Raw genomic sequence first — 26,320 nt, 5'->3', positions numbered from 1 at the left:
TACGGCTCGGAATACCTAGCAAGCTCCTACTTTTAGTTCACGAATAACAAGGAGGTTACTATGATACAATTTGACCATATCACAAAAACATACGGCGAAACAATCGCACTTGATGACCTAAATTTGACAATTGAAAGCGGCGAGATTTTCGGTTTAATCGGTCACAATGGGGCAGGAAAAACAACGACAATCAGTCTATTGACTTCGATAATCGAAGCCAGTTATGGAACTATCTCTGTTGATGGTTTAAACCTAGAGGAGAACCGTGATGAAGTCAAGAAACGGATAGCCTACGTTCCAGATTCGCCAGACATCTTCCTACACTTAACAGCTTTTGAATACTGGCACTTTATGGGCAAGGTCTATGGTGTAGAAAAGGATGCAGTTGATGACCGTATCGCTAAACTATCTAGTCTATTTGATATGACCGCGCGCCAGCATGAGCCTATTGATAGTTTTTCACACGGTATGCGTCAGAAAACCATTATTATTGGTGCATTGATCCCTAACCCTGATATTTGGATTTTGGATGAACCCCTAACTGGACTGGATCCTCAGGCCTCTTTCGACCTAAAACAAATGATGAAAGAACATGCTCAGTCTGGTCACACCGTTCTATTTTCTACACACGTCCTTTCAGTAGCTGAACAACTCTGTGACCGCATTGCTATTCTTCGAAAAGGGCAACTCATTTTCGTAGGAAGTCTAGATGAACTCAAATCACAGTATCCAGATAAAGATTTGGAGACCATCTATTTGGAATTAGCTGGACGCCAACAAGTGAAGGCAGGTGAGGAAGTATGAGTAAATCCATCATTTGGGAACTAGTAAAGATTAATATTCTTTATTCCAATCCTCAACTTCTAGCTTCCGTCAAGAAGAAACAAAGCAAGCGCAAAGACGCCTCCTTTTCAGCCTATAAAAGTGTCCTCTTGCAACAAGTATTTATGGTTTTGAGTTTCGGACTTCTCTATTCTGTCTTTTTCATGGGAGTAGATTATAGTCAGTCCATCGGTTTCTTTTCTCTGCAACTAGCGCTCTTTACCATTATTGCTATCGTCTACGGTTTTACAGGTTTCTTCTCCGTTTTCTACGATAGTAAGGATACAAAGTTGTATTTAGCACTTCCCCTGAAGCCACAAGAAGTCTTCCTTGCTAAAATCCTCTCTGCACAAGGGATGGTCTTACCCTTCCTCATGCCGTGTCTGTCTTTACTTCTAATCACTTACTGGCAAATTGGCGGTCCGCTCCTCGCCTTAGCTTCCATTCCTTCCTTTTTGATTCTCTGGATTTTAGTTAATTTAGTCAATCTGATTATCATGCACTTTGTCGGGGAAGTTCTGACAAAAAGCCCTCGTAAAACATTGATTTCTACAATCCTGATGACAGGTTCTTCCTTGCTGGCTTTTGCTGCACTCATGTTCCTGCAATCTCAGCAGACCGTTTCACTCGAATCTGGTGGCTTTGTTGATTTTCCAATCATACCTATATTTGCTGGATTCCATTACTTGGTCAGCCATACTATCTCACTAGAAACACTCCTTCATTTTGGACTTCCTCTCATTTTGATGATTGGACTTATTGTGTTTGCGTTTAAAACTGTCATTCCCAACTACTTTAATCAAGTTTTGGCGATTGAAAATGCTTCGACAAAACGGACCAATAATGCTAAATCTGCCAAGATTCCTAGCAATCTCAATCAGGCTTTAGTGAAACACCACCTATCTACTCTTAAAGATAGCAACCTCATGGTCCAAACCATGATACAACCAATCATTATGGGAGTGGCGCTTTTTCCAAGTTTTAGCCGTTTCACAGAGAATGGTGGTCTGAGTTCAGTTGAATGGGATTTCTTTGGTATTGCTCTATTAGCTGGATTCTTGCTTGGCAGTCTATTTGCTGGTTCTACAACCTTCATCGGAGTGGCCATGTCATTGGAGAAGGAAAATTATCATTTCATTCGAACGCTTCCTATAAGTTTCAAAAAATTTATCATCCAAAAATTCTGGGTATTGGCTGCCGTGCAATTTGCACTACCGACTCTACTTTACTTTGCTTTGGCTCTAGGTTTCATGAAAGTCAAATTCATTCTAGCATTCTTCTTTACAGTCGGCATCATTATCTCAGCCCTGCTAACTGGTCAGATTTATTACTGGCGTGACCAACGACTCCTCATGCTCAACTGGCAAAATAGTAACCAGTTATTCGGTCGCGGAGCGGGTCAATGGTTGATTGCTGGATCGATCATAGGAACAATGTTTCTCGGAGCCATCATTCTAGTTGTCAGCATCATATTAGCTGGCACTATTGGTGCTGCTTATGTAAGCTCAGCCTTGATGACCTTACTGCTCATCCTATCAGCTGCTCTTCAACTATATATCTACAAAGCTTATTGGCAAAAACTAAAATAGATTGGACAAGGCATTGTCCAATCTATTTTAGTTTTCTGCGTAATATTCCTGACCGTAGCCTTCTACTTCAGCATTGATTTGCCAAGAGATACCAAACTTGTCTGTTACATTGCCATAAGCAGGAGACCAAGGAACTGCTTGAAGTTCCATATTGATAGCAGTTGCATCTACGGATAACTTGCTATATAGTTCCTGCGCTGTCTCAGCATCATCTGTGATAAGCGCAACTGTAATATTGTCACCTACTGTATAAGGCATTTCTGGGTTGTTGTCTGACAACATAAACCGTTGACCATTCAAACGAAACTGTGCATTCATCACGTAATTTTCTAGTTCTGCAGGGCAGTCTGGTAAGAAATCTTTAAATAGATTTACTTGCTCCACTGTTGCCCCAAGAGCATTTTTATAAAACTCGATAGCTTCCAAACCATTACCGTTAGTAACCAAGTATACTTCCATTGCTTTAAGCATGATGGACCTCCAAAATTATGATGGTTTATTATATCACGAGTTAGTTATACGGACAAATTTTTCGACTTATTTCTGACCAAATGTAAAATTAGTAGTCTCCACCTGGTACACCAAAATATTCTTCCAAGGTCAAGCCTGAATTGTAAATATCTGTCGCTTCTTGACCAATATATCGCACATGCCAGGATTCTGCCATATAGCCTGTGCTAGACTCTTTTCCCGGAAGATAGCGGACAATAAAGCCATATAGATGCGCATTCGTAGCCAACCACTGAGAAGCATTGGGTTCTTCTAATAAATTACCACTTGTATCCAATAAATCAAAGGCTAATCCTGTCTGATGTTCACTATATCCAGCTCTTGCAGAATACCTATCTGCCGCTGCTTGTCCTTCTTGATTTACATAAGACTGGTAGAGGTTTGCCTGAGTTTCATAGGAACGAAATCCACTGTAGTTATTGGAGATACCAAATCCTAGCGCCTGCATATCTGCTATTAAACGTTGAAAAGCTGCTAAGGCTTCAGGATTTTCGCCCGGTGCATAATCAGCTGCAAGCGGATGTTTTTTATTGGCGATAATCACTTCGCCATATTTTCCTTGTACACTATAATAGGAACCGTTAAAATTTACCTGAGTCTCTGTACTTGTTACTTCTTGATTCGTTTCCGCCGATGTAGAGCTGCTTGTTGACTGCTCCGAAGCTGTTGAAGCATACTGACTTGAAGTAGTCGAAATAACTGTTAACGAATTTTTTGTAGTATTGGCCTGATCCGGCTTTTGATGACATGCTACTAGTAACAGTATTGTCGGCAAGCATAATAGAATAGTACGTTTCATTATCATCACCCCGTTCTCTTATAATTATGTCTATTGTAGCACAATCATAAAACTCAGTCTAATGACGGCTTATGATTTTAACTACTATTGATATTTTTAGTGTTCATTGAATTTCTCTCGATTCTTTTCCTTCAAATAGTGGCATTCATGATAACATATGTGTCATAAACAGAAACACCAGCCTTTCGACTGGTGGACATATATGATGTTAAATAGTCGTAGCTAGAGATACTGAACTGTAAGTACAACTAGATACCTCATCAGTAGTTTCTAAACAAACATTATTGTTGATTTTTAGATGACATACCATTTTTTAGGATGTCTTCTACCTTCACATCCGGTTTATTATTTAGCACTCCTAAAAATACAAGAATACTAAGGATGATACAAATCGTCTGCTCGATTTGGTTTAAGGTACGACTACATTCAATATTAAAATAACAAAATAGGACATTATCAACGAGCATCAATACCAACGAAATGAGTCCAATCCAAAACATATGTTTTTTTAAACGATTCTTTATTTGTTTCATATCTATACTCCTTTTTGATGTATAAAAATACATTTTAACATAAATAAACCGTTAATTCAAAAAAATATGGGATAAAAAATATGATAAAGTAATCGAAAGAGACCATGTAGCAAAACTAATTCAAATGACTAAATATCAGCATAATAAAACGGGTGATGATACCGAGTTGATAGAAACTACATATCATCATCCGTTTGTCAGCTGTAGGGAGAAAGAAATTTTTCTCGATTAGCTTGATGTCCGTTCTCTGCATTATTTACCCTGCAATAAACAATGAGAAGAAACTTGTACCAACCATATCCGCAAGAGCATGCCCTAAGAAATAGGGCAATAAATTATCATTTTTCCTTGTGTACATGTAGTAATAGAAAAGACCGAAGGCTACACCAATAACAAGAGCAGATACCATTCCTTGATAGGTATGGAAAGATATACGGACAATTGTTGAAAAGAGTAAGACCAGCGAACGCTTTTTCTTATCTGTACTCAACAATAAGCCTAAGAAAAAGAACTCTTCATAGAAGCCATTAAACAAGGAATAGATAACTGTGCTGTAGTCAACCGCTAGGAAACGGTTGAGCACTGTCATGATATTCCAGTCATAGTAAGGCAAGTATCCGAGGAAATTATACCCACCTGACAGACCTGGAATATATGAAAAGGCTGTAAATGCCAAATCACTAATCAGACCAGCACCGATGAAAATGAGTGGTCCCCAGAGTAAAACTCTCCACTCTAATTTTACTTTTAGCTGCTTGAAATCATAATTCCGAATCAATAAATACACCAGGGCAAACAGGAATAACTTTCCTTGATTGGCTAGAGCCCACCAATTATCGGCTGGACTAAACGATAGAACCCCTGTTTCAACGGTTTCTGTTGCGGAAAATGATGCTATCCATTGCATGGTTGAGGTATAAATAGCATTACCACATAAAATCGTTGTGATCATAATCAAATCTATCCAAGTGAGTTCTTTTAGGGGCTTGGTTGGACGAATGTGTCTCAGTAATCTTTTCACCTTTTCCTCCTTATAGTGTGTTTTTTATTACAAATATACGAAAAATCTTATAGAATTTTAAAACATTCTATAGTAAGTCCAATAATTCTTGATAGCTACTAATTGTATAGGTTGGAACTGCCTTACTCTTGTTTATCATATGAGTCGGATTGTACCAAACAGTATCCATGCCAGCATTATTGCCGCCTTGAATATCTGCTGTCAAACTGTCCCCAATCATTAAGGCTTGATCAAACTGAAAACCTGAAATCTGCTCTGCTATTTTTTCATAAAAATCAGCCGCAGGCTTTTGCGTCCCCATCTGCTCAGAAATAAATACTTCTTTGAAATACGATTGAATCAGTGAGTGAAGCAAGCGATTTTCCTGTATATAGGTCACGCCGTTGGTCGCCGCATAAATCTGGTAGCCTCGGTGTGTCAATTCCTGTAAAAGCTTATCTGCACCTGTAAAAATTTTTCCCTGCCGCCCAATAAATTCTTGGTAGCGCAAGGCCATCTCCCTTCCATCAACTTGCCGACCAAAGTGGGCAAAGGTCCGTGAAAAGCGGGTATTGATCAGCTCTTTCTTTGTAATATTCCCTTTTTCCAAATCCTTCCACATGGCCTGGTTGAGCGGTCGATAGACTTCTTTAAAAGCTTGAATATCTTCAACCTCCATAGCTGTCAAAAACTGGGTTAAGGCTACTTCTTCTCCACGGCTAAAATCAAGAAGAGTATGGTCAAGATCAAAGAGTAAGTGTTTGTATTGCAAGATGATAAATCCTTTCTAAGCAGAAACTAGTAAAGCGATGTCAGGCAGTATGTCTAAAGTATACCACAGTTTTTTAAAAAATAGCTCTGTGTCCTAGGCTCTATTATACTGTTTTTCAGATTTCATACTCTTTACAAATCAAAATTATCCATTGTCAACTTGCCTCGATGAGTGAAAAGCTCCTGTGGGGCTTTTTAGCCTGTTGCCTTGAAATAAGAAAACAACAGAGTTCTGTCATCGGCTTCGTTTCCTAGGCTACTTTTGATTTTTATTGAGTATCAGCACACCCATTTCCTCATCATATTATATAAGCACTAGTTTATTCAAGCGAAAAGATGAGGACTCGCAGAAAAAGGCAATCGTAGTAGCCTTAACTACACACGATTGCCACTGGTTAGCTTAGTTCTGCAAATTGTCAGTCACTTATTTCGGCCATTCAACTTTCACATCAAGTCCTGCAAGCGAAGCTGGTTCACCAAGATACCAAGTTTTAGCGTAATAGTTCTTCATGACTGCTACCAGAGGGAAAGATTGGTTAGCTTTACTTGGATCTGTTACTTCTGCTGACAACTGGTAGGTCACTGGTCCGCTGTGACCAGGCTTATCGATATAATAAATCTCTGAAAACGCATTTTCATCTTTCCATTGGTTTACTTGCCAACTGCCTACACGTCCTGCTGACCAGCCCCATTGACTTTCGAAATTACGATCTCCAGATGCGTCGCTTTCTTTTTTAAAGAGACGGTACTTACTGTCAGAATTATTGTTGCTATCGCTGACATTTTTAGGGAATTGTTCAAGTAATTTTTCACCGTTTTGGTCAGTAATACTTTTCAACTTTAAGCCCTCAGGAATAATAAAGTAGTACCCTCCCTTGTCATTGGTGAAGTTCCAATGTGTAGGATCGAACTTTACTTTCCATGTAAACTCGTTATTGCTATTTGTCGAAAAATCTTCAATAGATACTGACTTTTGGACCAAGTCGTTATAGTTAGTCTCTTGAATAAGTTCTCCAAGAGAAAAAATTGGTGCTGACTCGCTTTTCGGACTTATTATTTGTACTCCCTCTGACTCAATTGCTTTTACGGTTGGTGTCTGTGTAAACAGCAATCCTCCCAATACGGTAGCACTTAAAAATAAACTTGATATAATTTTACGTTTGCTCATAAGAGTCTCCTTCTTTTATTTAATCTATTTTTGCGCTAGCTACAAAAATATTGGCAAGCTAATCGTCCCATTTCTAGGCTATCCCTTCCTTACTAAGATGAGAGTCTCTAGCAAATAAAAGACTTTTAACTACTATCAGTATAACAATACAAGTAGTATTTTCTCTTGGAGCTATCCGTTTTTTTTCTATATTTGTGGTTTATCAATGAGAAACATGGACTTTGAATGAAACTGTCAGATTTTAGACTCTAAAATGAAGAAATCTGTACTACAATAGATAAGTTTGCAATTTATTTTAATACACTTGATTCTATAATTTTAACATCCCCAAGATTGTCAAACGAATAGCGTTGACTCCCCTTTTCAAACCAAGTCTTGAGAACGACATTATTCAAAATATAGGATGATTTTTCCCTTAACCAAGTAGCATCTATACCATAAGTTTTCAAATAATTTAATACTTCTTCTTTTTCAGTTAATTGCAAAGAAGGGAGGCCTTTGGAGGAAGAAAACCAATAGGAACTCTCTAGATGTTCTTGCAGATTTACCGCTTCACCTCTTTTTTTATCTATCCAATAACCTGATTCTGCCCACGCCAATGAATCATCTGAATTGGAAATTTCAATAGTCTCCTTTAGTTTACGTTCTCTATAGTTATAACAAATGTATAGGTAAACATTTTCTGATATTAATCGCCGGTATTCAACAATAAATGTTTCATTTATACCAACAATTACTTGTAAACTTTCATTATCAAATAAGTCCCCGTCTATCCCTAGTCCAATTATTTGATCCGGTTCTCTAAATGATTGCGAACTTCCTAAAACAGTACTCAAATCTGGTAAGCCTTTCAGTGCCCCACTATATACCTCGGCATAGTTCATCTCTAAGAATACATTTTCTAAGGAATTGTATTTTATCTTTTGACTATAGTAATTAAAAACTTTAAAAATCAGAAATGAGCTCGTGACAATTATGACAATTATAAAAAAATATTTTGAAAATTTGTGATTCATATATACCTCCACATCATTGGCTCAAATCTTGAATAAATTGATGAGCTACTTAACAGTTTCCACCTGATATTTTGTTATCAAAAATTTACAAATTTATTCTACCATACCAAAAAGAAATCACCTAGAAAAGTCTAGATGATTTCAAGTCGATAAAATTATTGATAGCGTTTCAAATGTTAAAACTAATCCGACTGCCCCTCATCAATACTTTAGCATATGCTAATAAGTACTTAATCTGTAAGATAATTATTGTATATTGTAAAACACGAGGGCATCGTAGGTGTCCGCAACAACCTGACCTACTAGTTATATTTTACATTTTTAGAAAACGATACTGAAGTATTTGATATATTCTCAACTACAATTGAAAAATCTTTAGGAGAATTTATTGAAAAACGATATTGATTCGGTAGCTTTATAACAAGTCCTTTTGAATCTATATATATACTTTGCGAAGTATCATTTGGTAAAATAGTCAATTCTGATACCCCGTCGTTATCTGTATCTATCCATTTTTCAATTTGCTGCTTTTCAATATTATAAATAATATTGGAGTCTATATCTGCCAAAATATTTCCACCTGATAGTCGTATCTTTCCATTTTTCGACTCACTAGCAATCTCAAACGTCATATATGCATCAAGATTATCATAGTTCCCCTTAATATTTAATTCAATCTTCCCGTCAGCATCTAAATAATACACATTATTTGAAAAAACTCTTGAGCAAGTAATAGTAATAAATAGCACTAGAAAGATTGCAAGAGCACATAGAAAGTAGTTCTTCTTATTTTTTATTAAATTCATTACAGTTTTCACCCGATATTTTGTTATCAAAAATTTACAAATTTATTCTACCATACCAAAAAGAAATCACCTAGAAAAGTCTAGATGATTTCAATAACTATTCTAGAGTTTTGATATGTTAGCTTAGCTATTTTAACTTTCTCCACAATGAGAAGTACAGGTTACTACTCCTCAATGTCAATTAACATCCTTAAACCTTCTAATTCTCCTTTAACTTGTTGATAATTGGCTGACTATCCGAAATAACATCGATACCAAAATTGATACCAAGAATTTGATAATGACGGAATGGGGCCTGATGATTTTCTCGTATAATTCTTTTTAAATGGCTATCAAAAAGTTCTACCAAAATAGCTTTATGTATCATCGGAATATTTTTAGGATCATCCCAATATTCACACGGATTCAAATCCCACCCTTCATCAATAACTTTACAAAATAATATTTTCTCAAAATCTATGCAGAAATGATTTTCTTGATTTTTCAACCCATCAAGATAAATTTTTAGGTTCATGTCTTGATCTATCTGACATCGAACTTGGTACCAATCATTCTCAATTTTGCCTCCTATATCAACCCACTTGGCCATCATTTATCCCTTCATCATGAATTAAAATTTCTTCTCCCTTGTATAGAATGACGTCAATAACTATATTTGTTGAGAGAATTTGATAATGTTCTAATTCTTCTTTTTCCAATACTCCACCAGCCACTTGAACCACTTGTTCAACCAGCCAACTATTAACTATTTTATACAAAGGGTACTCTATCCCTAGTTCAGATACGCTTGGAACTTGATATAGGTACAGAGATAATTCTCGTTCTGTTAGTCTATAAAAATGACAAAATGGAAAATCAAGGACAAGTTCAGACTTGTTGCCTTTTAATGCAATCATTGCGATTTCAAAATCACTACTCTCACCAAATTTTGCTTCCGCAGTATACCTATCTTCTACTAATTCACCCCAACGTAAACGTATCTCGTTTCTTGATTTTTCAGCACTAACATCTAGCAATTTAGAATTGTGAATGATATCCTGAGATTTTTCCTTCACATCATTAATCACGATTTTACCCCCTACTTCTAATATCAGTATCGACCCCTGTAAGGAATTTTAAACTGAAATTCCAACAATGAGAAACCATCCTTACTATTTTGCCATAACTTATCCATACGCTATTGTTCCCATGTCTAAGTCACACATATCATACAACCACGCCATCATTCGTGGTATTCCTTTATCCATTAAAACTGAGCTATAAGTGTGGATACGTGTTTAAGAGTTTTTAGCTTTTGTGAAAATAGCAGAGCTATCTAGACAGTTCCCACCTGATAATCTGTTCTCAAAGATCTACACATTTATTATACAATACAAAAAAGAAATCACCTAGAAAAGTCTAGATGATTTCAGAGATTGTTCCCCTTTTACAAATAGGAAAATTTTATCTGCCTTACTGATATTTCTTCAACACTTCAAAGAACTCAAGGTAAATCGTTATATGAGTATAGAGATATTTGACAGAGTGATAGTATCGTAGCTAAAACGACAAACTAGGGTTTCCTCACCCAAGAATATTTGATTTGACAATCTGAACATTTCCTATGTTATCGAAGTAATATTGGTGGCTACCCTTTTCAAACCAGACCGACAGCAACAATGTCTCCCAGACATAGGTTGATTGTCTACTAAGCCATGTACTATCAAGGTCACCATCTCTCAACAAGTCTAATATCTCTTCTCGAGTCTTTTTTTCGCTACCGTCATTCTCAATTGCAACAATAGACTGTGTGACATTCTCAACGCCATCATATATATAATTTATCTGTAATTTCCTACCATTTTTGAAGTCATGCTGGTACGAGAAAATGAAACCTTTTGTATCGTCCATATACACTGTTACTGTTTCTTCTGGTTTGAGTAACTCGCGCAAATTATAGTGTAGAGTCACAAATCCTGTATTATCAGAAAAATCATAACTGGTATCACTTTTTATAAGCTGACTATACGATTTTATCGGAATAACTTTTATACTTGTCATCTCTGAATAGATAATTTCATCTATTGGATTATGTAATCGATGGTAACTATAGGTTAGATAAACTACAACGACACCTAGAACAAGGACTAAGGCTTTAATTGTACGTTTTATCATTTCGCTCCCTCCTCTAATTTCAATATGAAATCATAAGCTACAGAATTCTTGGCTTTTAACTGGTTCATATTAGTAACTTTTTCAGCGCTATATATCTCTTTTTTTACATAATCAATACCCACGGATATATCAAATACTTTCTCTCTAGTAATTCCTGAATTATTTAACATATAGTATATTCCTGCTAGCCAGAAGCTGAAATATTAACAAACTACTAATCCGATATATTTTCAGCAATAATCTCTATATTTCCCCAATTATTCTTAGAGAAACGACTAGGATAGACTCGAAGCCAGTCAGGAATAATCTTATCCCGTAACAATTCTTCGCTTCTTCTAATGTATGGAGAAAGACTAATTTTTTTCTCTTGCACATACTCCATAATCTGCTTGTACTCTGTTAACCTTTTTTCGCTAATAATCCCTAGAGACTGTACCAATTTTTCAGAATTATATTTATACACATAGTATATGTCTATAATTTCTCCATTGCTATGCATGAAACGAAAGTTTATGGACATATCGCCCCCCTCTGATTTATCATCCGGGAAGTTAAAGCTGTACGAAATATTCTCAACCCCTAAAGGTAAAACTTCTGAGCGATACTGTTCTGAAATATGACCGTAAAATAAACCACTTGATTTATTTTCTTCCATATCTGGAATCTTATTTAAAGTAGAATTCGTATGTAAAAAAGAATTTGTAGCATGATGATACTCGTCTTGATAAATTTCTTCAAAAACATTGCTATATCGAGGCTTTGAAAACATTAAAAAGAGCGACAATAGTATGATTGCGAATACTGCTATAGATAGAGCATAAATCATTTTTTTATTCATATATAATGACCTCATTATGGTTGATTAACGTAAACATACTACACTTTTTAATCTAAATCACCACAAACTGAACTACTTGATAATCGCTTGAGATACTCGTCAGACGTTATATATATTGTAGCAAATTTACAATTTGTCATCCAAAATGGAAAAATAAATCTTTACAAAACTCTGAATCTGATATCGTAAAATCTCTATTTTTATATTTGTCTAAACTGTACAACACCCCTCTTACTAATCGCACTGTTTGTGCCTGTTCCAAAAGCTTTTTTCGAATTTCGGTGTCATCAATATAACTATCAATAATAGCAAATAATCTTTGTTTTACATCTTCATATTTCATATCAATCTCCAATTATATCTACTTTATCGAATATAATTATTTGGTATGGTATAAAGTTTTCAAAAATCTACACATTTATTCTACCACACCAAAAAGAAATCACCTAGAAATATCTAGATGATTCCCTATAACTTCTAAGTAGTCTACTGGTATTTCTTCAGTGCTTCAAAGAACTCAAGATAGAGGCTGATATTCTCTTCCAACACCTCTCGTAACTCCTCATAAGAACGAACATGTGGATAAGGGATTCGATAATCTAGCGAGATTAATCTTCTAGCAACCGAAAGCAGAACCGTCCCTGCATAAGGCTTATCATTTTTGTTGACGTACCATATTAGCTCTACACGACCTGTACGAACATCAATTGTCAAAAATGCTTCTAATCCTGTCGCTTCGTCCTTGGCAATTGAAAAGCGGAAAAATTTCTCTCTCCCATTGTAGGTAACCGTGTAGCCCATGCTTTCAATTAGCTCTTTGACCTTGGCCGGTTTGTAGATAGCTTCGAACTGTTCCATTTCCTCAGGAAATTGTCGAGCAAGCGCAAACTTCTCATATCTTTCCACAAAATTAATATCCAAAAATGCCTGTCTTTCTTCAGGTAAAAACTCAACAGCCATATTTATTCCTCCATAAATCTAAGCGTGACATCATATTCTGATGCAATTTGTTTGTAGTAATCGATATTAGGTAGCTTCGCATTGGAGGCGGGGACCTCCAAGATATAAGAACCCTGTAATGTTTTTCCGTAAAGCTCCCTCTTATACTTTTGAGAGCGTATCTCAGTCCCCACTGAGTATTTTTGTTCAAACTCTCTAAGATAGCTTCTAAAGGTGCTTTCTTGAATCTTATCCAAGTCAGTTGCCTTCCGAGAGATAATTTCACCTGCATATAAATCGTGGCTATCCAAACATTTGCCGTTAGCTAAGTAAACTTCGTAGATTTACTAGGTTAGATACTTAATATTGTCAAGTGGTATACTGGAATAATCTTCAATATCAAAGCCAGCAGCATCAAAAATTTCAAGTTCATTCACAAATCCATTAACCACATGTAGTAAAAATTCTATTGGTCGCAATCCTCTATTATCCTGAACATATACTAGCATTGTCACCGGCACTCGTTCTTGAAAAGGGTAACATTTATTTGTCAAAGTTCCTAATTTAATAGAAGCAAAACTTTTGGTTATTTCCTCAGAGCTAATAAATACAGTCGATAATTGCTCTGATATAATTTCTTTCCCTTCAAAATCTGCTTTCACCATCAATGCAAACCATTCTTTTTCCAAGTCGTTTGCTTCTCTCATTTCCGTAACCTCACTTATTTTTAGGAATATATGTTCCAATATTGATTCTACCATCTCCTAAATTAAAAGGTCTATATTCAACAATTTGACCATTTTTATCATCTATTTTAGTTTTTGTTTGCCCTGACTCCTTACCTTTGGCAGTCTGAGGATTACATACGTGTTTAAGAATTTTTAGCTTTTTAGAAAATAGCAGAGCTTCTCAGCTAGTTGATGCAGAAACAGTCTGTTCTCGAAGACCTACACATTTATTCTACCACACCAAAAAGAAATCACCTAGAAAAGTCTAGATGATTTCATTAGATAAAACAAACAATGTGTTTCAAATTCATTCAATGAATTATGTCTGAATTCCGTATTACTCTATACAATCTGTAATCTTTCTTGCTATCATTATTTTTAATAATGTAAACGACAAAAACTCCCGTCTCGGCTAATTATTTCTTATATTAGAAACAATTGTAAAATATTTAGAGGGAACAAAATCTGCTAACCAAATCATATCTTGGGGATGATAAAATTTTATCCCTTCTCTCCAAGCAATTTTAGAATTTATTTTCAAAATAGCAATATCAGAATCATGTCGAGCTGCTACCCGAGAAGCTTTTTCAATGTCATTTGACAAATGAACATATTGTCTACTTCGTTTCAAAAGACCGCGTTCAATAATAGAGTCAATATTTTTTGATACTGTCCCGTGATATAAAAATAATGGTGGTTCACTTTCTTCATACTCGATCTTTTCACCAATTGAATGCCCATAGATTGCACGAATTTTACCACTAACTATTTCATGTCTTTTTTATTAGATTGAATGATCATAGATTCTATATCGTTCTCACTAAGATTACACCATTCAAAATGTAAATTCAATACAGCGATAAAGTCATTCAGTGGCACCCATCCTGAGGTGTCTCTTTTTAAATGGTATTTATCAGTAGCATGCCTTAGTATATACGAACAATCCTTACTTAATTGATTGTTGTCAATCATAGCTCCAAAACCTCGAAATCTTTGCCAATAATCTGATACCCATCATTGCTATCCAGAAGTAATATAAAGTGCTTTAATCCCCCTTCTTTTTTTATTTCTTCAAATAGTATTGAGTTTCTTTCCTCTAAAATTTTTAGAATCTTAGAATCAGTAACCTCTTCTACACAATCATACGAGAAAGGAGGACCTTCAAAATGAGAGTATGTTTTCACAAATTGAAAAACCGAGCAAAACTTTAATAAGACTTCAAAAAAGTTGTCATCACAATCGTATCCTTTCAAAGTTATATAAACATCCATTCCTTTAAACTCTATCCTTGGTGCTTCGGATAAAAGAGTTGAAAACATAGGTAGTTCATAAAGTAATTTATTCTCCATTTACTTCCCTCCTCCAATTCTTACGGTAGATACCCCTTCAGATGACTCAGATTGTGGGTTCATTACATAAAATGTACCGTTAGGATAATTCCCTTCGTAGCCTACAGGGAGGTGACCTGATAGATATATCTGATACATTGTTTCGTGGAAGTATGAATCAAATCCGAATTCTTCTTGAAGTACCTTAAAATTTAAAATTGTGCTTAAATCAAATAAGACTGTATCAATAGCCAATTTAGAAAAAGAGCATTTCTTCAAATAGGTTTCAATAGGAATTACAAATGCATCACGGAAATATTTGGAGTTCCTGTTCCACTTTTCTCCTATCCCCTCTCTCACCACATTATCTCTTTTTAATAAAAGTTCACTGCGTAATTCCCAACAAAGTTCCTCCCATTCTATTGACTCTAGACTCTGTAGCCCATCATTTTTAGTGGTAAGTAATATATTTTGCCCTTCTAATTTTTGGGGGTGCTTGAAATTATTAAAAATAGCTTCAAAATACATATTTATTTGTTCCATTATATTAACCCTCATTCACTTCCTAGGTAATGAAATTCTACCAGGAATAACTATATCTGATTTATCAGTTAGTCCATAATATCGCTGCTCTGCCTCAACAGCGGACATAATACTATCTACTTGTTGAGAAGAGACACCAGCATTACTCAATGAATCTTTCGTCGCGGTGTTGTAATCAGCAATCGTAGGAGTTTCAAATTCCAGTGCCCCACCTCTTCTATATTGGTCATAAAACTCTTCCAGTGTAGCATGAGCGTTATAGTGTGGACTTCCAACATCGGTACGGATATTTCCGACAAGTGGAACGGTCACGCCATCACTATAACTATAGTTTGGCACAGAGCTATCTAGACAGTTTCCATCTGATATTCCGTTCTCAAAGGTCTACACATTTATTCTACCACACCAAAAAGAAATCACCTAGAAAAGTCTAGATGATTTCAAAAGATGTTAAAACTATTCCTCAGACTGTGGATTCATCACATAAAATGTACCATTAGGATAGTCACCCTCGTAGCCTACAGGGAGGTGACCAGATAGATATATCCGATACATTTCTTCATAAAATTGGAAGTAAAAATTGTAATTCTTGTTAAGATATTTATAAATAATAGTATTTCCTAAATCAAATGCTAGACTTGTATTCGTTGTTCCTTTGAAACCAAGCTCTTTGATTATTTTTTTTACATTCTCAGAATAATCTTCTCTGTATTGTCGTGCAAATTGATTCCACCCTTTATCTCTTTCCGACGAATACGCAAACTTAAAATCTTTCAACATATCATTTCTAATATCTAAACAAAAATTTTCCCACTCGACAGAGTTAACTTTTTCTATTCCTGAGCTTTTAGAAACCTCAATTATTTTTGGCACTATTAATGATTTTTGTCCGAATATATTATGCTTGATATTTGCTATTATTTCTTCCATTCATTTACTCCTATTTTCTAGGTAATTTTATACGTCCCGGTAACTGAATTTCACTGTTATCAGTCAGTCCATAATATCGTTGCTCGGCCTCAACAGCAGCCATAATACTATCTACTTGTTGAGAAGGAACCCCTGCATTACTCAATGAAGCTTTCGTCGCAACATTGTAGTCTCCAACAGTTGGGATATCACCAAACTTATCCCCACCTTTTCTATACTGGTCATAAAATTCTTCCATTGTAGCGTGGGCATTATAATGTGGACTCCCGACATCGGTACGGATATTTCCGACCAGTGGAATAGTCACACCATCACTATAACTATAGTTTGGAACAGAGCTATCTAGACAGTTTCAGATGATATTCTGTCCTCAAAGATCTACATATTTATTCTACCACACCAAAAAGAAATCACCTAGAAAAGTCTAGATGATTTCGCTTGTTGTGTTCTAAAATAATTGATATAGCGTTTCCTTGTCGATCTTAGAAATTGTAATTTCTGTATCTGTTTCATTGACTACGATTGGCGAGAGTTTCATTAGACCTTCTTTATAGGGTAAATCAACCAACACCTTATCTTCTTCCTCTGACATAACTAATAATCTGAATTCTTCAATAGAACGATTATCTACTTGAAATTGTGTTTCTGGATACTTCGGGAAAAGTAGCTTTCCTTCGCTTTCAGATAATGGAAAGACTCCAATTATATGCGACCCATTTTCATAGAAATTAGGTTGAACAACTTCGATTTTCTTGAATAACTTTGAAAACATGTTAACCTCCAAAATGCACTAAATCGTAAGGGTAGTACTTATGATTTTTAAAAGAATCATCAGGTATGTTCAATACCTTTACCAGGGCAGCAATTTCCAAGGCCCAGTAGCCGAAATATAGCGGTTCTTTCGCCTTGTCATAGCCGTAGAAATAGCTGCTTCTTTGACTTCTATACCAATTAGATAACTGTTTAGAAATGATAGCCTCCCTCTCTTCGGGTTTCTGATAAAGTTCCGCAACCCATGGTCTGAATTGCTTTATATCTTTATAGCTATTAATATCAATAACATCTTCTTTGCTTCTAAAGATTTCAATCACTCCATGTGAAACCTCAAATTTATCAAGCAAAGCTAAAAATTCCTCATCATCAAATAAATCAACATTCAACAGTACACTCAAAGCTATAAACTGAAGAGTATTCATATCAATGATGTCTGAAATAGCTTCTCTAAATGTAGGAATAGCTTCAATATATTCCTCCCTTATCAAGTTCAAATCATCACCTTTAGAATATTTTGCTACTATAACTTCAAAATTTATTGTAAAAATAGCATTTTTCATTGATCTCATGATTTTTTCTTTTGAAGTATCTATCTCGGGTAATTTATTTTTATAAAATTTAAGCCTATTTTTTTGTTTATCTATGTAACAATTAAAATATTCATTGTCTTTTATTTTATCACGCATTATTCTATATTCTCCTATGGCAGTACTTTTGATTTGACGCTTCCATCAGGCATGATACGAACTAATAAACTATCATATCCTTGAGAAATTATTACATCTGTAAGATCAGAACCTACAGCTTTTTGTAACCTCTTATCAATCCAATTGCTACTCATTTGAGGACCATCTTTCGGATTCCCTAACTGTGCTTTATTGTATTTAGCCTCTGCTACAATATATGTATCTGTACCTTTATGATAATAAACACCATCAATTCCTTGATGTCCTTTAGCGTTAATGCTAGTCACTCTATCATTACTCACTCTAGTGTATCCTCTTTCTTCCATGTAGCGATCCATCTTCATCTCTCCATAATTCCCCTTCTGAGCATTAGTCATAGGTTTCAATAGAGATTACAAATGTATCTCGAAAATATTTGGAGTTTATGTTCCACTTTTCTCCTATTCCCTATCTCACCATATTATCTCTTTTTAATAAAAGTTCACCACAAAATTTCAAGTTGAAATTTGGGAATCCGATTATTTTTCCTTGATAAGCGGCTTTACTCATCAGTTTATATTTACTTGGGTTATATATTCTGGTAACATTTTTTCTACTATTAAGCTAGTAGGTGCTCCGCCGATTGAATATATAATATTAAGTAAATCATCAGCCCACTCATCAATTTGTTCTTCTTCATATAAAATATTATTAGATAAACAGTACAACTCAATCTGTTGATAAATTTGTTCAGTAGTTAATAACTTATTACTCATGGCATTCTCCTCAAATTTACTAATTTATCTATTTTTATAGATTCAGTCGTTATGGCTTGAGTTGCTCCTCCTGAACCAAACTGAGGAAAATCTGAAGTTAAAGGTTCTAGATAATCGGCTTTACCCCATTTTCCGTTCGGTATTCTGATATCATCTAAAATTTGTTTAGTATCAAATGTTGCTTTTATGGACGCATCGTGCGGAACCTGCAATGCCTCGGGATTAGGCACAGCATAATCATTAAAGGATAGATACGTTCCTGAGGGATTTGCTGGGATCTCCATTGTATTTTTTAAAGTAGATAAGTACGGGGCATCAGAACTCATATATCTGTAACCTGTGGCTGGTATCACATTACCGTTTGATGCAACATAAAAATCAGGTTTTCCACTTGTTTTTGGCGCCTCCAGCCTCAAGGCATTCGGGTCAGGTCCAGTCAGTAGTTTTTGATTGTTTACTGGTGTGGCATCCTTGATTGGGCGTGTGTGTTTGTAGTTGGCATCGTAAACTTCCACACCGCCAACCTTGATTGGTTTGGTTGCACTAGTATTACTGATACTACCCGAACCATTGGTAACTAAGTTTAGACCATAGTCTGTTACAACATTCTTAAGAGTAACTGGGCTACCTGTTGCGACTGAGATTCCTGTATCAACCGCAGTCTCGACGCCTGCTTCAATACCAGCTTTCACAACATGGCGAACTGCTTGATTGCGGATATTTTGCGTTGCACTTGTTGCGATGCCAGCTCCTGCCCCCATTAGATGACCACCGACAAATCCTGTCAGGGCACCAACTCCAGCTCCCTGACCAATAGCGCCTACTAATTCCCAGCCACGCTTACCAGAAGTATAGCCATCGTAACCTGAAATGATAGCGCCTGTAGCTGCTCCACCGAGGGCCATAGCGGCTGGTGCTCCGAGACCTCCCGTCGCCACCGTAAGTGCAATACCAACTCCAATAGCACCAACGGTAACTCCGACCTTCTTCCAATCCACATTTTTAAGGAATTTTACACCTGAATCAACCCATCGTTTGGCTGTCTTACAAACGTGTGTATGCATAGAGCACAGACTCGGTGTAGTTGGCTGGATTGTTCTGCAAATAAGTGTAGAGGTTGTGCTTTTTTTGAAAAATAGCAGAGCTATCTAGACAGGTTCCATCAGATATTCTGTTCTCAAAGATCTACACATTTATTCTACCACACTAAAAAGAAATCACCTAGAAAATTCTAGATGATTTCGTATAACCACTCCATTATTTGTGGTATACCTATTTGCATTAAAAAGGACATATAATCATAGTCACAAACTCCAAGAAAGAAAGTAAGTCAATCAACTAAATAGACATTAAATAATTTCTTCTTACCATCAACAACATATTTTTCAACATCTCCTGACCACCATTCGACGTTATTTGAAAGAATAGACAATACAATATTTCTAAATTCTGGACTATCAGAGAACATCAATTGATAATTGTTCAAAAATACATAAATCACATCATTAGTTATGCAATCAGAATCGCCTAAAACATCATTAAGAGCGTCCCAATTACTGATATTTCTATCAATTAAGAAAGCTTCACAAATACAATTGATTGAATTTTCTTTTTCTTGTAATACTTTTCCATCTAAATAGACTATTTTTGCCTCTTTTGGAATAGTGGAAATGAGTTCATCTTGCTCATTTTTACTAATTATTTTTAACGTATCCATATTACTCCACCTTTACAAAACTATCATAATGATTCCACGTATAATATACACTGCCATCGCTACCTCTAACAAACCTCTGGTTGTCACGTTTACCTACATCTGCGATATAATTATTTACATCATATTCCTTATAAGATATCTTATTACCAGAAGAATCAACTTTAGGTAGATATGACTGAAGATTATCAAACTTCTTCCCTGCTGCCGTTTTTGGGGTTTGCCCTTTATAATTCCCTTGCCAGCTAACCCCATCATAGCCCTTATAGGCATCCTGTACATTCTGTGGAAGCTCGCTTAGAGATTAGGTCTTTTATTTTTTTAGAAAATAGCAGAGCTATCTAGACAGTTTCCATCTGATATTCCGTTCTCAAAGGTCTACACATTTATTCTACCACACCAAAAAGAAATCACCTAGAAAAGTCTAGATGATTTCGTATAGCCACAGTCCTCTCCTATAACTGAATACTCCATCTACTAATGTGATAATACTTCAAAACAAAAATAGCCATAGGGTATTGATTCCTTATCAAAGTCGTACATATCGCATAGCCACGCCATCATTTGTGGTATACCTCTTTGCATTAAAAAGGACATATAAGCATGAATACTTTTTTTAAAATCCAAAATATCTGCTTTTTCTACCAAAAAATACATCTGTTTCATATCATCTAAATTAATGTATTTATCTAGTATTTTATAATCAGATTCGGGTGTCAGCCAAAACATGTTTTTTTTTGCAAACTCTTCTTTTTCAATTAATGTTACATTTTCTTTGGTCTCTATATAAAGATGTGCAATATCAAATTCCTCTTGAAAATTTAACATGTCATTTACATAAAATGGTGTAACATGAAGCGAAGAAGTCGTCTCATCCGCTTTTAAAATCTCATCTAACAATATAAATAATTGTATAAGATTCGGATAGATTCTATTTTGGGATTCACTATCAGTTGTATGGAAATATACAATCTCATTGATTCTACCTTTTGGTTTTTCAATCATTATCTAGGTCCTTTCCAGTTAGGATTATTTAAGTCCGAAATTTGAATAACCTTCTTTGTGCTATCGTCGACTGCAACATAATGTATTTCATCAATATAATAGTTAGTTACACTACTATTAGTATATTTGTTATATCCAGAGGTTGTTTTAACGGGATTATTAATAGTGTCTGCGATTTTTTGATTATTCCAGCCTCTGTCTAAAACTTGACTAGAATAATTACTCTTCGAAAATTTATCACTAAAAATGATATCGTCTGCCGTGAGTGTTTTAGCAACATCACCAACATCCTCAACATCATCCAACTTATCTGTAGTTTTTGCAACATCACTAACATAATCAAACGTATCAACTACATCATCAGTTGTATCTAGAATCTTACCTAATTGGGTAATTTTTCCAGCTTTCAAAAATGGTAGTAGATTACTTGCTAAATCAAGAGAGAGCTCCCCTGCTGCAAACCAGCGATTCGCTTGTTCACCTGTTGTCGGATCAACCCCATCTTTCAGACGCTGAATGTTATTCCATCCGCTTAGCTCTGCAACAAACGTTGGGAATACGTCTTTTCTGGCTTCTGTATAGGAAGCAAATTTAACCTGACGAGCATATAGTATTTCTTCCGCTGTCATTTGCGGAGATTGAAGATACTGATCCAGTGTCATTTTATCAATGCGCTCTTTTTGAGCCACTGTCAATCCATACTTATTGGCTTCTTCAATCTTGCGGAAATCCGCAATGCTGATATTTGGCTTGTTTCGAGAACCTGAGTCCTTACCTTTCGTAGTTTGAGGATTACATACGTGTGTATACATTTCTCTCAAAGCAGCTCCCCAGTTTTTAAAGAGGTTTTGGGCTTCTCTTGTTTTGGGCTGTCCTTTTATACCTGTCGCTGTAATGTATTCTTGATTCACCCGCTGCTGATACTGTTGCTGAGCGATGGCTTGACGCTGGGCTTCTGATTGCTGGTAGGTCACATAGTTTCGAGTGCTATTATTGTAGCCTCGCTGAGAGGTGAATTGCTGACCAATCCAATTAGTAGTCTGCCTTACCGCATTGCCAGCCCAGTTGACTGCCTGATTGACCTTTTGTCCGACCCAGTTGACTGCGTGACCGACTGCGCTCTTAATGGTGTTATAGGTGTTTACCACTACTTTTTTGACAGTATTATAGGTATCGACAACTACTTTCTTAGCGGCGTTATAGACCTTGGACACTGCTTTCTTAGCAGTATTATATGCATTTGTCAAAGTCTTCCAGATATGCCCACTCGGGTCGGTGTAGTTGGCTGGGTTGTTCTGCACATAGGCATAGAGGTTTTGGCTGAGCGGGTCTGTTTGGCTACCTGGATAGGTGTCAGCCGTCAGGAAGGTGCCTGCTTGGCTATCGTAGTATCGTGCACGGAGGTAGTCCAGACCTGTGATGTCACGGGCTTCGCCATTATAGGCAAATGGATTGCCTGTGGTATCTGTAGTCTGCTTGGTTGCTCCGTAGAGGGCATAGCTTGAACTTGCGACTGCCTGTCCATTCTGAGTCAGACCTGTCACAGAGCCAGACTGGCTGGTCAGATAGTGATAGCTGTCGCCAGTGCTCTCGTTAGTATAGGTAGCTCTGCCATTGCCATAGACATAGGTCTCCCGTTTCTGGAACTGGTCGTCATAGGTTTGCAGGACTTGGGTGTGCTGCTGATTGACGTCGTTGACGTAGTTTCGGGTCTCGTAATAGTTGTAGGTGTCTTCCTTGGTCGTGTAAGGGATGAGGACATCCTGCACTTGACTCCTGTAGAGCACCTCGTCTTCACCCGGTAGGTTGTCCTCGCTTGGCGGATTGACCACAAGCCCTTCTTCCGTCGCTCGGTCCTTGGCTACCTTCTGATGATAGGCAGTTGAGACGGTATCGAAGGTTTCAATCCAGTCATAGCCCTCACTGGTCGTGAAGCTCGAGAAGAACTGGACGACATTCTGCGTGAAGCCATACCAGAAGAGACTGTTGGTTTCGCCATCTGGCGCGGTATACGGAGACTTGCGCTTCTTATCCGCTGGCTTGCGTTTGAAGAGCTGGTAGGTGTTGGTCGCTTGGGTCCTGCTGGCAGTGAAGACACGGTTATCATCCCCATCATAGAGAGCCGCGAAAAGCAGACCTTCCTTATCCTTGACCGCAAGTAAGCGATTTTCCGTGTCATAGATATAATCCAGCTTGGCATCACCAGCACCAGACGATGTGCGGTTGCCATTCTTATCATAGGTGTAGGTGATGGTCTTGTCGCCAGACTTCATTTCAAGCAGGCGGTTCTCGGCGTCATAGCTAAACTCTGTCTTGCTTTCCTTACCGTCCACCGTCTCCGTGCTGCTTAGCTTGTTTCCTGCATGGTCGTAGGTATCGGTCTTTTCTTTTTTTTGGAAAATAGCAGAGCTATCTAGACAGTTTCAGATGATATATTGTTTTCAAAGGTCTACACATTTATTCTACCATACCAAAAAGAAATCACCTAGAAAAGTCTAGATGATTTCGTATGTTTAGTCGAAACCAACTCCACCTGTCAGTTGAGTTAAAATTGAAAGGTGCTCAGATATGTTTACTTTTTCCAAATTATCCACACTTTTTGTTCCCCCTAAAGCTAGTAGGGGGACAAAACCAAAACACTGCTGATAGGTTAAATCGCCATATTTCTGTACAGCTTTTTGATAGAAAGGAATATCAAAGTAATCATTTAAAAAGTCTTCATCTAAAATATCTTGAATGAAATACGCGATATTTGCCAAGATAGTTACAAAGTCACCTTCACTATACTTTACAATTCGTAAATATTTTCCTTCTTCTAGTGTAATCACATCCCCAAATGCTGTAACAAATATAGGAATTGACATATCACCTCTAAAATATGTACTCTTTACAAGTGCTGAATAATCATCCGGATTTATCACTTTCAAATAACCATCCACAAATGTTCCAAGTCCATCTTCTTCCCAAATTCTCCGTAGCTCAATTGGAACTTGGCTCCCATACTTTTTTATTACTGTTTCTGGCATATTAGCCAACTTTGCAAAATTATCTAACATCTTTTCCTCCTAATTTCTTAACTTAACATTCAAGTAAATTTTATCTAAATCTTCATAAGGGGTTGTACGCACCAATTCATCAACGATGTTATCTACTGCTCCAATTCTGGATTTCCATTGGGAACCAATCGAGGAGTTCACCCCTGCATCTCCAATACCTGTAACCTTGTTCGCAAAACCTCCAGCAATTTGATCGGGATCGTGTAATGCATGTTGAGTTTTCATCCATATTTCGGATTGTGTTTTGGCTTCTGAATGAGATAACCCTGAATTACGTAGTTCATTATATTTATCTGCTTGGGCAGCCTCTCTTGCTGCCTTCTGTGCTGCGTTTCCGTTGCTAGACCGACCATTAGCCAAATAATCTCCCCTATTTTTTATATAATCTTCTACAGTCAGTTTATTCATACCATTTTCTTGGTTTTTCAATTGGCGAGAAAACTCATTTGCATCATGCTTTGAATTTCTATTAAATTGAATTTCTATTTCTGGAGTCCGCTTTACATCTCCTGCTTTCGGCTTAATCTTAGGTAGGGACGCCTCAGAAGCTTTCTTAGTAGAGACACTACCCGAACCATTGGTAACTAAGTTTAGACCATAGTCTGTTACAACATTCTTAAGAGTAACTGGGCTACCTGTTGCGACTGAGATTCCTGTATCAACTGCAGTCTCAACGCCTGCTTCAATGCCAGCTTTCACAACATGACGAACTGCTTGATTACGGATATTTTGCGTTGCACTTGTTGCGATGCCGGCTCCTGCTCCCATTAAATGACCACCGACAAATCCTGTCAGGGCACCAACTCCAGCTCCCTGACCAATAGCGCCTACTAATTCCCAGCCACGCTTACCAGAAGTATAGCCATCGTAGCCTGAAATGATAGCGCCTGTAGCTGCTCCACCGAGGGCCATAGCGGCTGGTGCTCCGAGACCTCCCGTCGCCACCGTAAGTGCAATACCAACTCCAATAGCACCAACGGTAACTCCGACCTTCTTCCAATCCACATTTTTAAGGAATTTGACACCTGAATCAACCCATCGTTTGGCTGTCTTACAAACGTGTGTATACATGGAACTCAGAGCAGCTCCCCAGTTTTTAAAGAGGTTTTGAGCTTCTCTTGTTTTAGCCTTCCCTTTGGAACCTGTAGCCCTGCTATACTCATTTCTGATGTTTTGCTGGCGACGTTGTTCGGCGAGTGCCTGCTCTCTTGCTCGGTCACGTTGTGCCTGTGCCTGCGCATAGCTGGTTGGTTTGATGATTGGGGTATTGCTGTACACCTTCGGTGTATAGACGTATGAGTAGTTTCCTGTTTGTTGCTGGCGGATTTGATGAGCTTTGTGCTCAGGTGTGCTCGGTGCGTAAAGCGTCCCATCCTCTGGGTTAATCAGAGGTCTTGGATTTTTATAAACCTTGCCACCAAATCGGTCATCCAACATGACATGTGGTGAGCGGATATGCCCACTCGGGTCGGTGTAGTTGGCTGGGTTGTTCTGCACATAGGCATAGAGGTTTTGGCTGAGCGGGTCTGTTTGGCTACCTGGATAGGTGTCAGCCGTCAGGAAGATGCCTGCTTGACTATCGTAGTATCGTGCACGAAGGTAGTCCAGACCTGTCACATCCCGTGCCTCACCATTGTAGGCAAATGGGTTGCCTGTGGTATCTGTAGTCTGCTTGGTTGCTCCGTAGAGATTGTAAGAGCTAGATGCAACAGAATTGCCATTCTGAGTTAGACCTGTCACAGAGCCAGACTGGCTGGTCAGGTAGTGATAGCTGTCGCCAGTGCTCTCGTTAGTATAGGTAGCTCTGCCATTGCCATAGACATAGGTCTCCCGTTTCTGGAGCTGGTCGTCATAGG

At 37.2% G+C, this 26,320-nt stretch carries 36 protein-coding genes and 1 pseudogene; 2 read left to right on the top strand and 35 right to left on the bottom strand.

Going from position 1 to position 26,320, the window contains the following annotated elements; genetic code table 11:
• The first annotated feature begins 60 nt into the window (after positions 1–60).
• Together K5Q34_RS00185 and K5Q34_RS00180 are read left to right on the top strand one after the other, a co-directional pair.
• The gene (locus K5Q34_RS00185) at positions 61–804 is read left to right on the top strand and encodes an ABC transporter ATP-binding protein (protein ID WP_024407052.1); all 744 of its coding nucleotides are present in this window, start codon (positions 61–63) and stop codon (positions 802–804) included.
• Positions 801–2,411: a hypothetical protein gene (locus tag K5Q34_RS00180; protein WP_024407051.1), complete on the top strand. Its 1,611-nt coding sequence runs from the start codon at positions 801–803 to the stop codon at positions 2,409–2,411. The genes K5Q34_RS00185 and K5Q34_RS00180 overlap by 4 nt, the downstream gene beginning before the upstream one ends.
• A 27-nt stretch (positions 2,412–2,438) precedes the next feature.
• Here K5Q34_RS00180 and K5Q34_RS00175 read toward each other — a convergent pair whose 3' ends face one another.
• The 35 genes and pseudogenes from K5Q34_RS00175 to K5Q34_RS00005 form a co-directional block, all read right to left on the bottom strand.
• Positions 2,439–2,882, bottom strand: a complete 444-nt coding sequence (locus K5Q34_RS00175; RefSeq protein WP_002935466.1) for a VOC family protein — start codon at positions 2,880–2,882, stop codon at positions 2,439–2,441.
• Positions 2,883–2,970: 88 nt separating this feature from the next.
• Positions 2,971–3,726, bottom strand: a complete 756-nt coding sequence (gene ldcB / locus K5Q34_RS00170) for an LD-carboxypeptidase LdcB/DacB (protein WP_221864324.1) — start codon at positions 3,724–3,726, stop codon at positions 2,971–2,973.
• A 275-nt stretch (positions 3,727–4,001) separates the two neighbouring features.
• Entirely contained in the window at positions 4,002–4,253 is a 252-nt protein-coding gene (locus K5Q34_RS00165; RefSeq protein WP_024384420.1) for a phage holin, read from the bottom strand.
• A 256-nt stretch (positions 4,254–4,509) separates the two neighbouring features.
• Positions 4,510–5,274, bottom strand: coding sequence for a CPBP family intramembrane glutamic endopeptidase (locus tag K5Q34_RS00160; protein WP_221864323.1), 765 nt, complete (start codon positions 5,272–5,274; stop codon positions 4,510–4,512).
• Positions 5,275–5,341: 67 nt separating this feature from the next.
• Positions 5,342–6,025: a YjjG family noncanonical pyrimidine nucleotidase gene (locus K5Q34_RS00155; protein ID WP_221864322.1), complete on the bottom strand. Its 684-nt coding sequence runs from the start codon at positions 6,023–6,025 to the stop codon at positions 5,342–5,344.
• 423 nt (positions 6,026–6,448) lie between these two features.
• Positions 6,449–7,192 carry a translation initiation factor 2 gene (locus tag K5Q34_RS00150; protein WP_221864321.1) on the bottom strand — a complete coding sequence of 248 codons (744 nt, stop codon included), beginning with the start codon at positions 7,190–7,192 and terminating at the stop codon, positions 6,449–6,451.
• Between the two features lie 290 nt (positions 7,193–7,482).
• Positions 7,483–8,208 (bottom strand): TipC family immunity protein, encoded by a 726-nt coding sequence (locus K5Q34_RS00145; protein WP_208546466.1) that lies wholly within the window; start codon positions 8,206–8,208, stop codon positions 7,483–7,485.
• A 302-nt stretch (positions 8,209–8,510) separates the two neighbouring features.
• The gene (locus K5Q34_RS00140) at positions 8,511–9,014 is read right to left on the bottom strand and encodes a hypothetical protein (protein WP_202846296.1); all 504 of its coding nucleotides are present in this window, start codon (positions 9,012–9,014) and stop codon (positions 8,511–8,513) included.
• Between the two features lie 199 nt (positions 9,015–9,213).
• On the bottom strand, positions 9,214–9,603 hold the full coding sequence (locus K5Q34_RS00135) for a hypothetical protein (protein WP_205028233.1): 390 nt from the start codon (positions 9,601–9,603) through the stop codon (positions 9,214–9,216).
• On the bottom strand, positions 9,587–10,081 hold the full coding sequence (locus K5Q34_RS00130; protein WP_202846295.1) for a hypothetical protein: 495 nt from the start codon (positions 10,079–10,081) through the stop codon (positions 9,587–9,589). Before K5Q34_RS00130 ends, K5Q34_RS00135 begins: the two co-directional genes overlap by 17 nt.
• Before the next feature lie 496 nt (positions 10,082–10,577).
• Positions 10,578–11,168 (bottom strand): TipC family immunity protein, encoded by a 591-nt coding sequence (locus K5Q34_RS00125; protein WP_221864320.1) that lies wholly within the window; start codon positions 11,166–11,168, stop codon positions 10,578–10,580.
• Positions 11,165–11,338: a hypothetical protein gene (locus K5Q34_RS00120; protein WP_153309421.1), complete on the bottom strand. Its 174-nt coding sequence runs from the start codon at positions 11,336–11,338 to the stop codon at positions 11,165–11,167. Before K5Q34_RS00120 ends, K5Q34_RS00125 begins: the two co-directional genes overlap by 4 nt.
• Before the next feature lie 44 nt (positions 11,339–11,382).
• Positions 11,383–12,006: a TipC family immunity protein gene (locus K5Q34_RS00115; RefSeq protein WP_205028097.1), complete on the bottom strand. Its 624-nt coding sequence runs from the start codon at positions 12,004–12,006 to the stop codon at positions 11,383–11,385.
• Positions 12,007–12,142: 136 nt separating this feature from the next.
• The gene (locus K5Q34_RS00110; RefSeq protein WP_172115738.1) at positions 12,143–12,349 is read right to left on the bottom strand and encodes a hypothetical protein; all 207 of its coding nucleotides are present in this window, start codon (positions 12,347–12,349) and stop codon (positions 12,143–12,145) included.
• 143 nt (positions 12,350–12,492) lie between these two features.
• Complete coding sequence (locus K5Q34_RS00105; RefSeq protein WP_172115739.1) at positions 12,493–12,966, bottom strand: hypothetical protein; 474 nt, start codon at positions 12,964–12,966, stop codon at positions 12,493–12,495.
• 2 nt (positions 12,967–12,968) lie between these two features.
• On the bottom strand, positions 12,969–13,256 hold the full coding sequence (locus K5Q34_RS00100; protein ID WP_205028099.1) for a hypothetical protein: 288 nt from the start codon (positions 13,254–13,256) through the stop codon (positions 12,969–12,971).
• 36 nt (positions 13,257–13,292) lie between these two features.
• Positions 13,293–13,652 carry a hypothetical protein gene (locus K5Q34_RS00095; RefSeq protein ID WP_153051251.1) on the bottom strand — a complete coding sequence of 120 codons (360 nt, stop codon included), beginning with the start codon at positions 13,650–13,652 and terminating at the stop codon, positions 13,293–13,295.
• Positions 13,653–14,085: 433 nt separating this feature from the next.
• A complete protein-coding gene (locus K5Q34_RS00090; protein WP_345770281.1) occupies positions 14,086–14,427 on the bottom strand; it encodes an RNA 2'-phosphotransferase in 342 nt (113 codons plus the stop codon).
• Positions 14,428–14,438: 11 nt separating this feature from the next.
• Positions 14,439–14,645 carry an RNA 2'-phosphotransferase gene (locus K5Q34_RS11970; protein ID WP_105142024.1) on the bottom strand — a complete coding sequence of 69 codons (207 nt, stop codon included), beginning with the start codon at positions 14,643–14,645 and terminating at the stop codon, positions 14,439–14,441.
• On the bottom strand, positions 14,642–15,022 hold the full coding sequence (locus K5Q34_RS00080; protein WP_105142023.1) for a hypothetical protein: 381 nt from the start codon (positions 15,020–15,022) through the stop codon (positions 14,642–14,644). Before K5Q34_RS00080 ends, K5Q34_RS11970 begins: the two co-directional genes overlap by 4 nt.
• Positions 15,023–15,544 carry a hypothetical protein gene (locus K5Q34_RS00075; protein WP_172115740.1) on the bottom strand — a complete coding sequence of 174 codons (522 nt, stop codon included), beginning with the start codon at positions 15,542–15,544 and terminating at the stop codon, positions 15,023–15,025.
• A gap of 15 nt (positions 15,545–15,559) precedes the next feature.
• Positions 15,560–15,883 (bottom strand): hypothetical protein, encoded by a 324-nt coding sequence (locus K5Q34_RS00070; protein ID WP_172115741.1) that lies wholly within the window; start codon positions 15,881–15,883, stop codon positions 15,560–15,562.
• Between the two features lie 117 nt (positions 15,884–16,000).
• Positions 16,001–16,474 (bottom strand): hypothetical protein, encoded by a 474-nt coding sequence (locus K5Q34_RS00065; RefSeq protein WP_172115742.1) that lies wholly within the window; start codon positions 16,472–16,474, stop codon positions 16,001–16,003.
• A 10-nt stretch (positions 16,475–16,484) separates the two neighbouring features.
• Positions 16,485–16,781 (bottom strand): hypothetical protein, encoded by a 297-nt coding sequence (locus K5Q34_RS00060; protein WP_172115743.1) that lies wholly within the window; start codon positions 16,779–16,781, stop codon positions 16,485–16,487.
• Positions 16,782–16,922: 141 nt separating this feature from the next.
• Complete coding sequence (locus K5Q34_RS00055) at positions 16,923–17,246, bottom strand: hypothetical protein (protein ID WP_172115744.1); 324 nt, start codon at positions 17,244–17,246, stop codon at positions 16,923–16,925.
• A 1-nt stretch (position 17,247) separates the two neighbouring features.
• Entirely contained in the window at positions 17,248–17,934 is a 687-nt protein-coding gene (locus tag K5Q34_RS00050) for a PoNe immunity protein domain-containing protein (RefSeq protein ID WP_172115745.1), read from the bottom strand.
• A gap of 14 nt (positions 17,935–17,948) precedes the next feature.
• On the bottom strand, positions 17,949–18,272 hold the full coding sequence (locus K5Q34_RS00045) for a hypothetical protein (protein WP_203178326.1): 324 nt from the start codon (positions 18,270–18,272) through the stop codon (positions 17,949–17,951).
• A 210-nt stretch (positions 18,273–18,482) separates the two neighbouring features.
• Positions 18,483–18,689, bottom strand: coding sequence for a hypothetical protein (locus tag K5Q34_RS00040; protein WP_172115746.1), 207 nt, complete (start codon positions 18,687–18,689; stop codon positions 18,483–18,485).
• Positions 18,686–19,753 (bottom strand): hypothetical protein, encoded by a 1,068-nt coding sequence (locus K5Q34_RS00035; protein ID WP_205028102.1) that lies wholly within the window; start codon positions 19,751–19,753, stop codon positions 18,686–18,688. Before K5Q34_RS00035 ends, K5Q34_RS00040 begins: the two co-directional genes overlap by 4 nt.
• A 266-nt stretch (positions 19,754–20,019) precedes the next feature.
• Complete coding sequence (locus K5Q34_RS00030) at positions 20,020–20,406, bottom strand: barstar family protein (RefSeq protein ID WP_044763556.1); 387 nt, start codon at positions 20,404–20,406, stop codon at positions 20,020–20,022.
• A 1-nt stretch (position 20,407) separates the two neighbouring features.
• Positions 20,408–20,689 (bottom strand): annotated as a pseudogene (locus K5Q34_RS11965) (ribonuclease domain-containing protein); the annotation flags it as partial.
• Between the two features lie 191 nt (positions 20,690–20,880).
• The gene (locus K5Q34_RS00020) at positions 20,881–21,408 is read right to left on the bottom strand and encodes a hypothetical protein (RefSeq protein ID WP_172084213.1); all 528 of its coding nucleotides are present in this window, start codon (positions 21,406–21,408) and stop codon (positions 20,881–20,883) included.
• Positions 21,408–23,741 (bottom strand): RHS repeat-associated core domain-containing protein, encoded by a 2,334-nt coding sequence (locus tag K5Q34_RS00015; RefSeq protein WP_221864319.1) that lies wholly within the window; start codon positions 23,739–23,741, stop codon positions 21,408–21,410. Before K5Q34_RS00015 ends, K5Q34_RS00020 begins: the two co-directional genes overlap by 1 nt.
• A 180-nt stretch (positions 23,742–23,921) precedes the next feature.
• Positions 23,922–24,464 carry a T6SS immunity protein Tdi1 domain-containing protein gene (locus K5Q34_RS00010; protein WP_105116553.1) on the bottom strand — a complete coding sequence of 181 codons (543 nt, stop codon included), beginning with the start codon at positions 24,462–24,464 and terminating at the stop codon, positions 23,922–23,924.
• A gap of 9 nt (positions 24,465–24,473) precedes the next feature.
• The coding region (locus K5Q34_RS00005) for a polymorphic toxin type 15 domain-containing protein (RefSeq protein ID WP_253214075.1) at positions 24,474–26,320 on the bottom strand (1,847 nt) is incomplete at its 5' end.

It is taken from the genome of Streptococcus sp. 2018110, from assembly GCF_019754115.1.
Taxonomy (GTDB): Bacteria; Bacillota; Bacilli; order Lactobacillales; family Streptococcaceae; genus Streptococcus; species Streptococcus hashimotonensis.
The sequence above is the reverse complement of the archived record's forward strand: the minus strand, read 5'-3'. Positions and strand labels throughout refer to the sequence as shown.

What these genes read in the sequence shown, in the direction of transcription:
- K5Q34_RS00185 (WP_024407052.1), top strand. Translation starts at nt 61, where the DNA reads ATGATACAATTTGACCATATCACAAAAACATACGGCGAAACAATCGCA.
- K5Q34_RS00180 (WP_024407051.1), top strand. Translation starts at nt 801, where the DNA reads ATGAGTAAATCCATCATTTGGGAACTAGTAAAGATTAATATTCTTTAT.
- K5Q34_RS00175 (WP_002935466.1), bottom strand. Translation starts at nt 2,882, where the DNA reads ATGCTTAAAGCAATGGAAGTATACTTGGTTACTAACGGTAATGGTTTG.
- ldcB (WP_221864324.1), bottom strand. Translation starts at nt 3,726, where the DNA reads ATGATAATGAAACGTACTATTCTATTATGCTTGCCGACAATACTGTTA.
- K5Q34_RS00165 (WP_024384420.1), bottom strand. Translation starts at nt 4,253, where the DNA reads ATGAAACAAATAAAGAATCGTTTAAAAAAACATATGTTTTGGATTGGA.
- K5Q34_RS00150 (WP_221864321.1), bottom strand. Translation starts at nt 7,192, where the DNA reads ATGAGCAAACGTAAAATTATATCAAGTTTATTTTTAAGTGCTACCGTA.
- K5Q34_RS00145 (WP_208546466.1), bottom strand. Translation starts at nt 8,208, where the DNA reads ATGAATCACAAATTTTCAAAATATTTTTTTATAATTGTCATAATTGTC.
- K5Q34_RS00140 (WP_202846296.1), bottom strand. Translation starts at nt 9,014, where the DNA reads ATGAATTTAATAAAAAATAAGAAGAACTACTTTCTATGTGCTCTTGCA.
- K5Q34_RS00135 (WP_205028233.1), bottom strand. Translation starts at nt 9,603, where the DNA reads ATGGCCAAGTGGGTTGATATAGGAGGCAAAATTGAGAATGATTGGTAC.
- K5Q34_RS00125 (WP_221864320.1), bottom strand. Translation starts at nt 11,168, where the DNA reads ATGATAAAACGTACAATTAAAGCCTTAGTCCTTGTTCTAGGTGTCGTT.
- K5Q34_RS00120 (WP_153309421.1), bottom strand. Translation starts at nt 11,338, where the DNA reads ATGTTAAATAATTCAGGAATTACTAGAGAGAAAGTATTTGATATATCC.
- K5Q34_RS00115 (WP_205028097.1), bottom strand. Translation starts at nt 12,006, where the DNA reads ATGAATAAAAAAATGATTTATGCTCTATCTATAGCAGTATTCGCAATC.
- K5Q34_RS00110 (WP_172115738.1), bottom strand. Translation starts at nt 12,349, where the DNA reads ATGAAATATGAAGATGTAAAACAAAGATTATTTGCTATTATTGATAGT.
- K5Q34_RS00105 (WP_172115739.1), bottom strand. Translation starts at nt 12,966, where the DNA reads ATGGCTGTTGAGTTTTTACCTGAAGAAAGACAGGCATTTTTGGATATT.
- K5Q34_RS00095 (WP_153051251.1), bottom strand. Translation starts at nt 13,652, where the DNA reads ATGAGAGAAGCAAACGACTTGGAAAAAGAATGGTTTGCATTGATGGTG.
- K5Q34_RS11970 (WP_105142024.1), bottom strand. Translation starts at nt 14,645, where the DNA reads ATGATTGACAACAATCAATTAAGTAAGGATTGTTCGTATATACTAAGG.
- K5Q34_RS00080 (WP_105142023.1), bottom strand. Translation starts at nt 15,022, where the DNA reads ATGGAGAATAAATTACTTTATGAACTACCTATGTTTTCAACTCTTTTA.
- K5Q34_RS00075 (WP_172115740.1), bottom strand. Translation starts at nt 15,544, where the DNA reads ATGGAACAAATAAATATGTATTTTGAAGCTATTTTTAATAATTTCAAG.
- K5Q34_RS00065 (WP_172115742.1), bottom strand. Translation starts at nt 16,474, where the DNA reads ATGGAAGAAATAATAGCAAATATCAAGCATAATATATTCGGACAAAAA.
- K5Q34_RS00055 (WP_172115744.1), bottom strand. Translation starts at nt 17,246, where the DNA reads ATGTTTTCAAAGTTATTCAAGAAAATCGAAGTTGTTCAACCTAATTTC.
- K5Q34_RS00050 (WP_172115745.1), bottom strand. Translation starts at nt 17,934, where the DNA reads ATGCGTGATAAAATAAAAGACAATGAATATTTTAATTGTTACATAGAT.
- K5Q34_RS00045 (WP_203178326.1), bottom strand. Translation starts at nt 18,272, where the DNA reads ATGGATCGCTACATGGAAGAAAGAGGATACACTAGAGTGAGTAATGAT.
- K5Q34_RS00040 (WP_172115746.1), bottom strand. Translation starts at nt 18,689, where the DNA reads ATGAGTAATAAGTTATTAACTACTGAACAAATTTATCAACAGATTGAG.
- K5Q34_RS00035 (WP_205028102.1), bottom strand. Translation starts at nt 19,753, where the DNA reads ATGCATACACACGTTTGTAAGACAGCCAAACGATGGGTTGATTCAGGT.
- K5Q34_RS00030 (WP_044763556.1), bottom strand. Translation starts at nt 20,406, where the DNA reads ATGGATACGTTAAAAATAATTAGTAAAAATGAGCAAGATGAACTCATT.
- K5Q34_RS00020 (WP_172084213.1), bottom strand. Translation starts at nt 21,408, where the DNA reads ATGATTGAAAAACCAAAAGGTAGAATCAATGAGATTGTATATTTCCAT.
- K5Q34_RS00010 (WP_105116553.1), bottom strand. Translation starts at nt 24,464, where the DNA reads ATGTTAGATAATTTTGCAAAGTTGGCTAATATGCCAGAAACAGTAATA.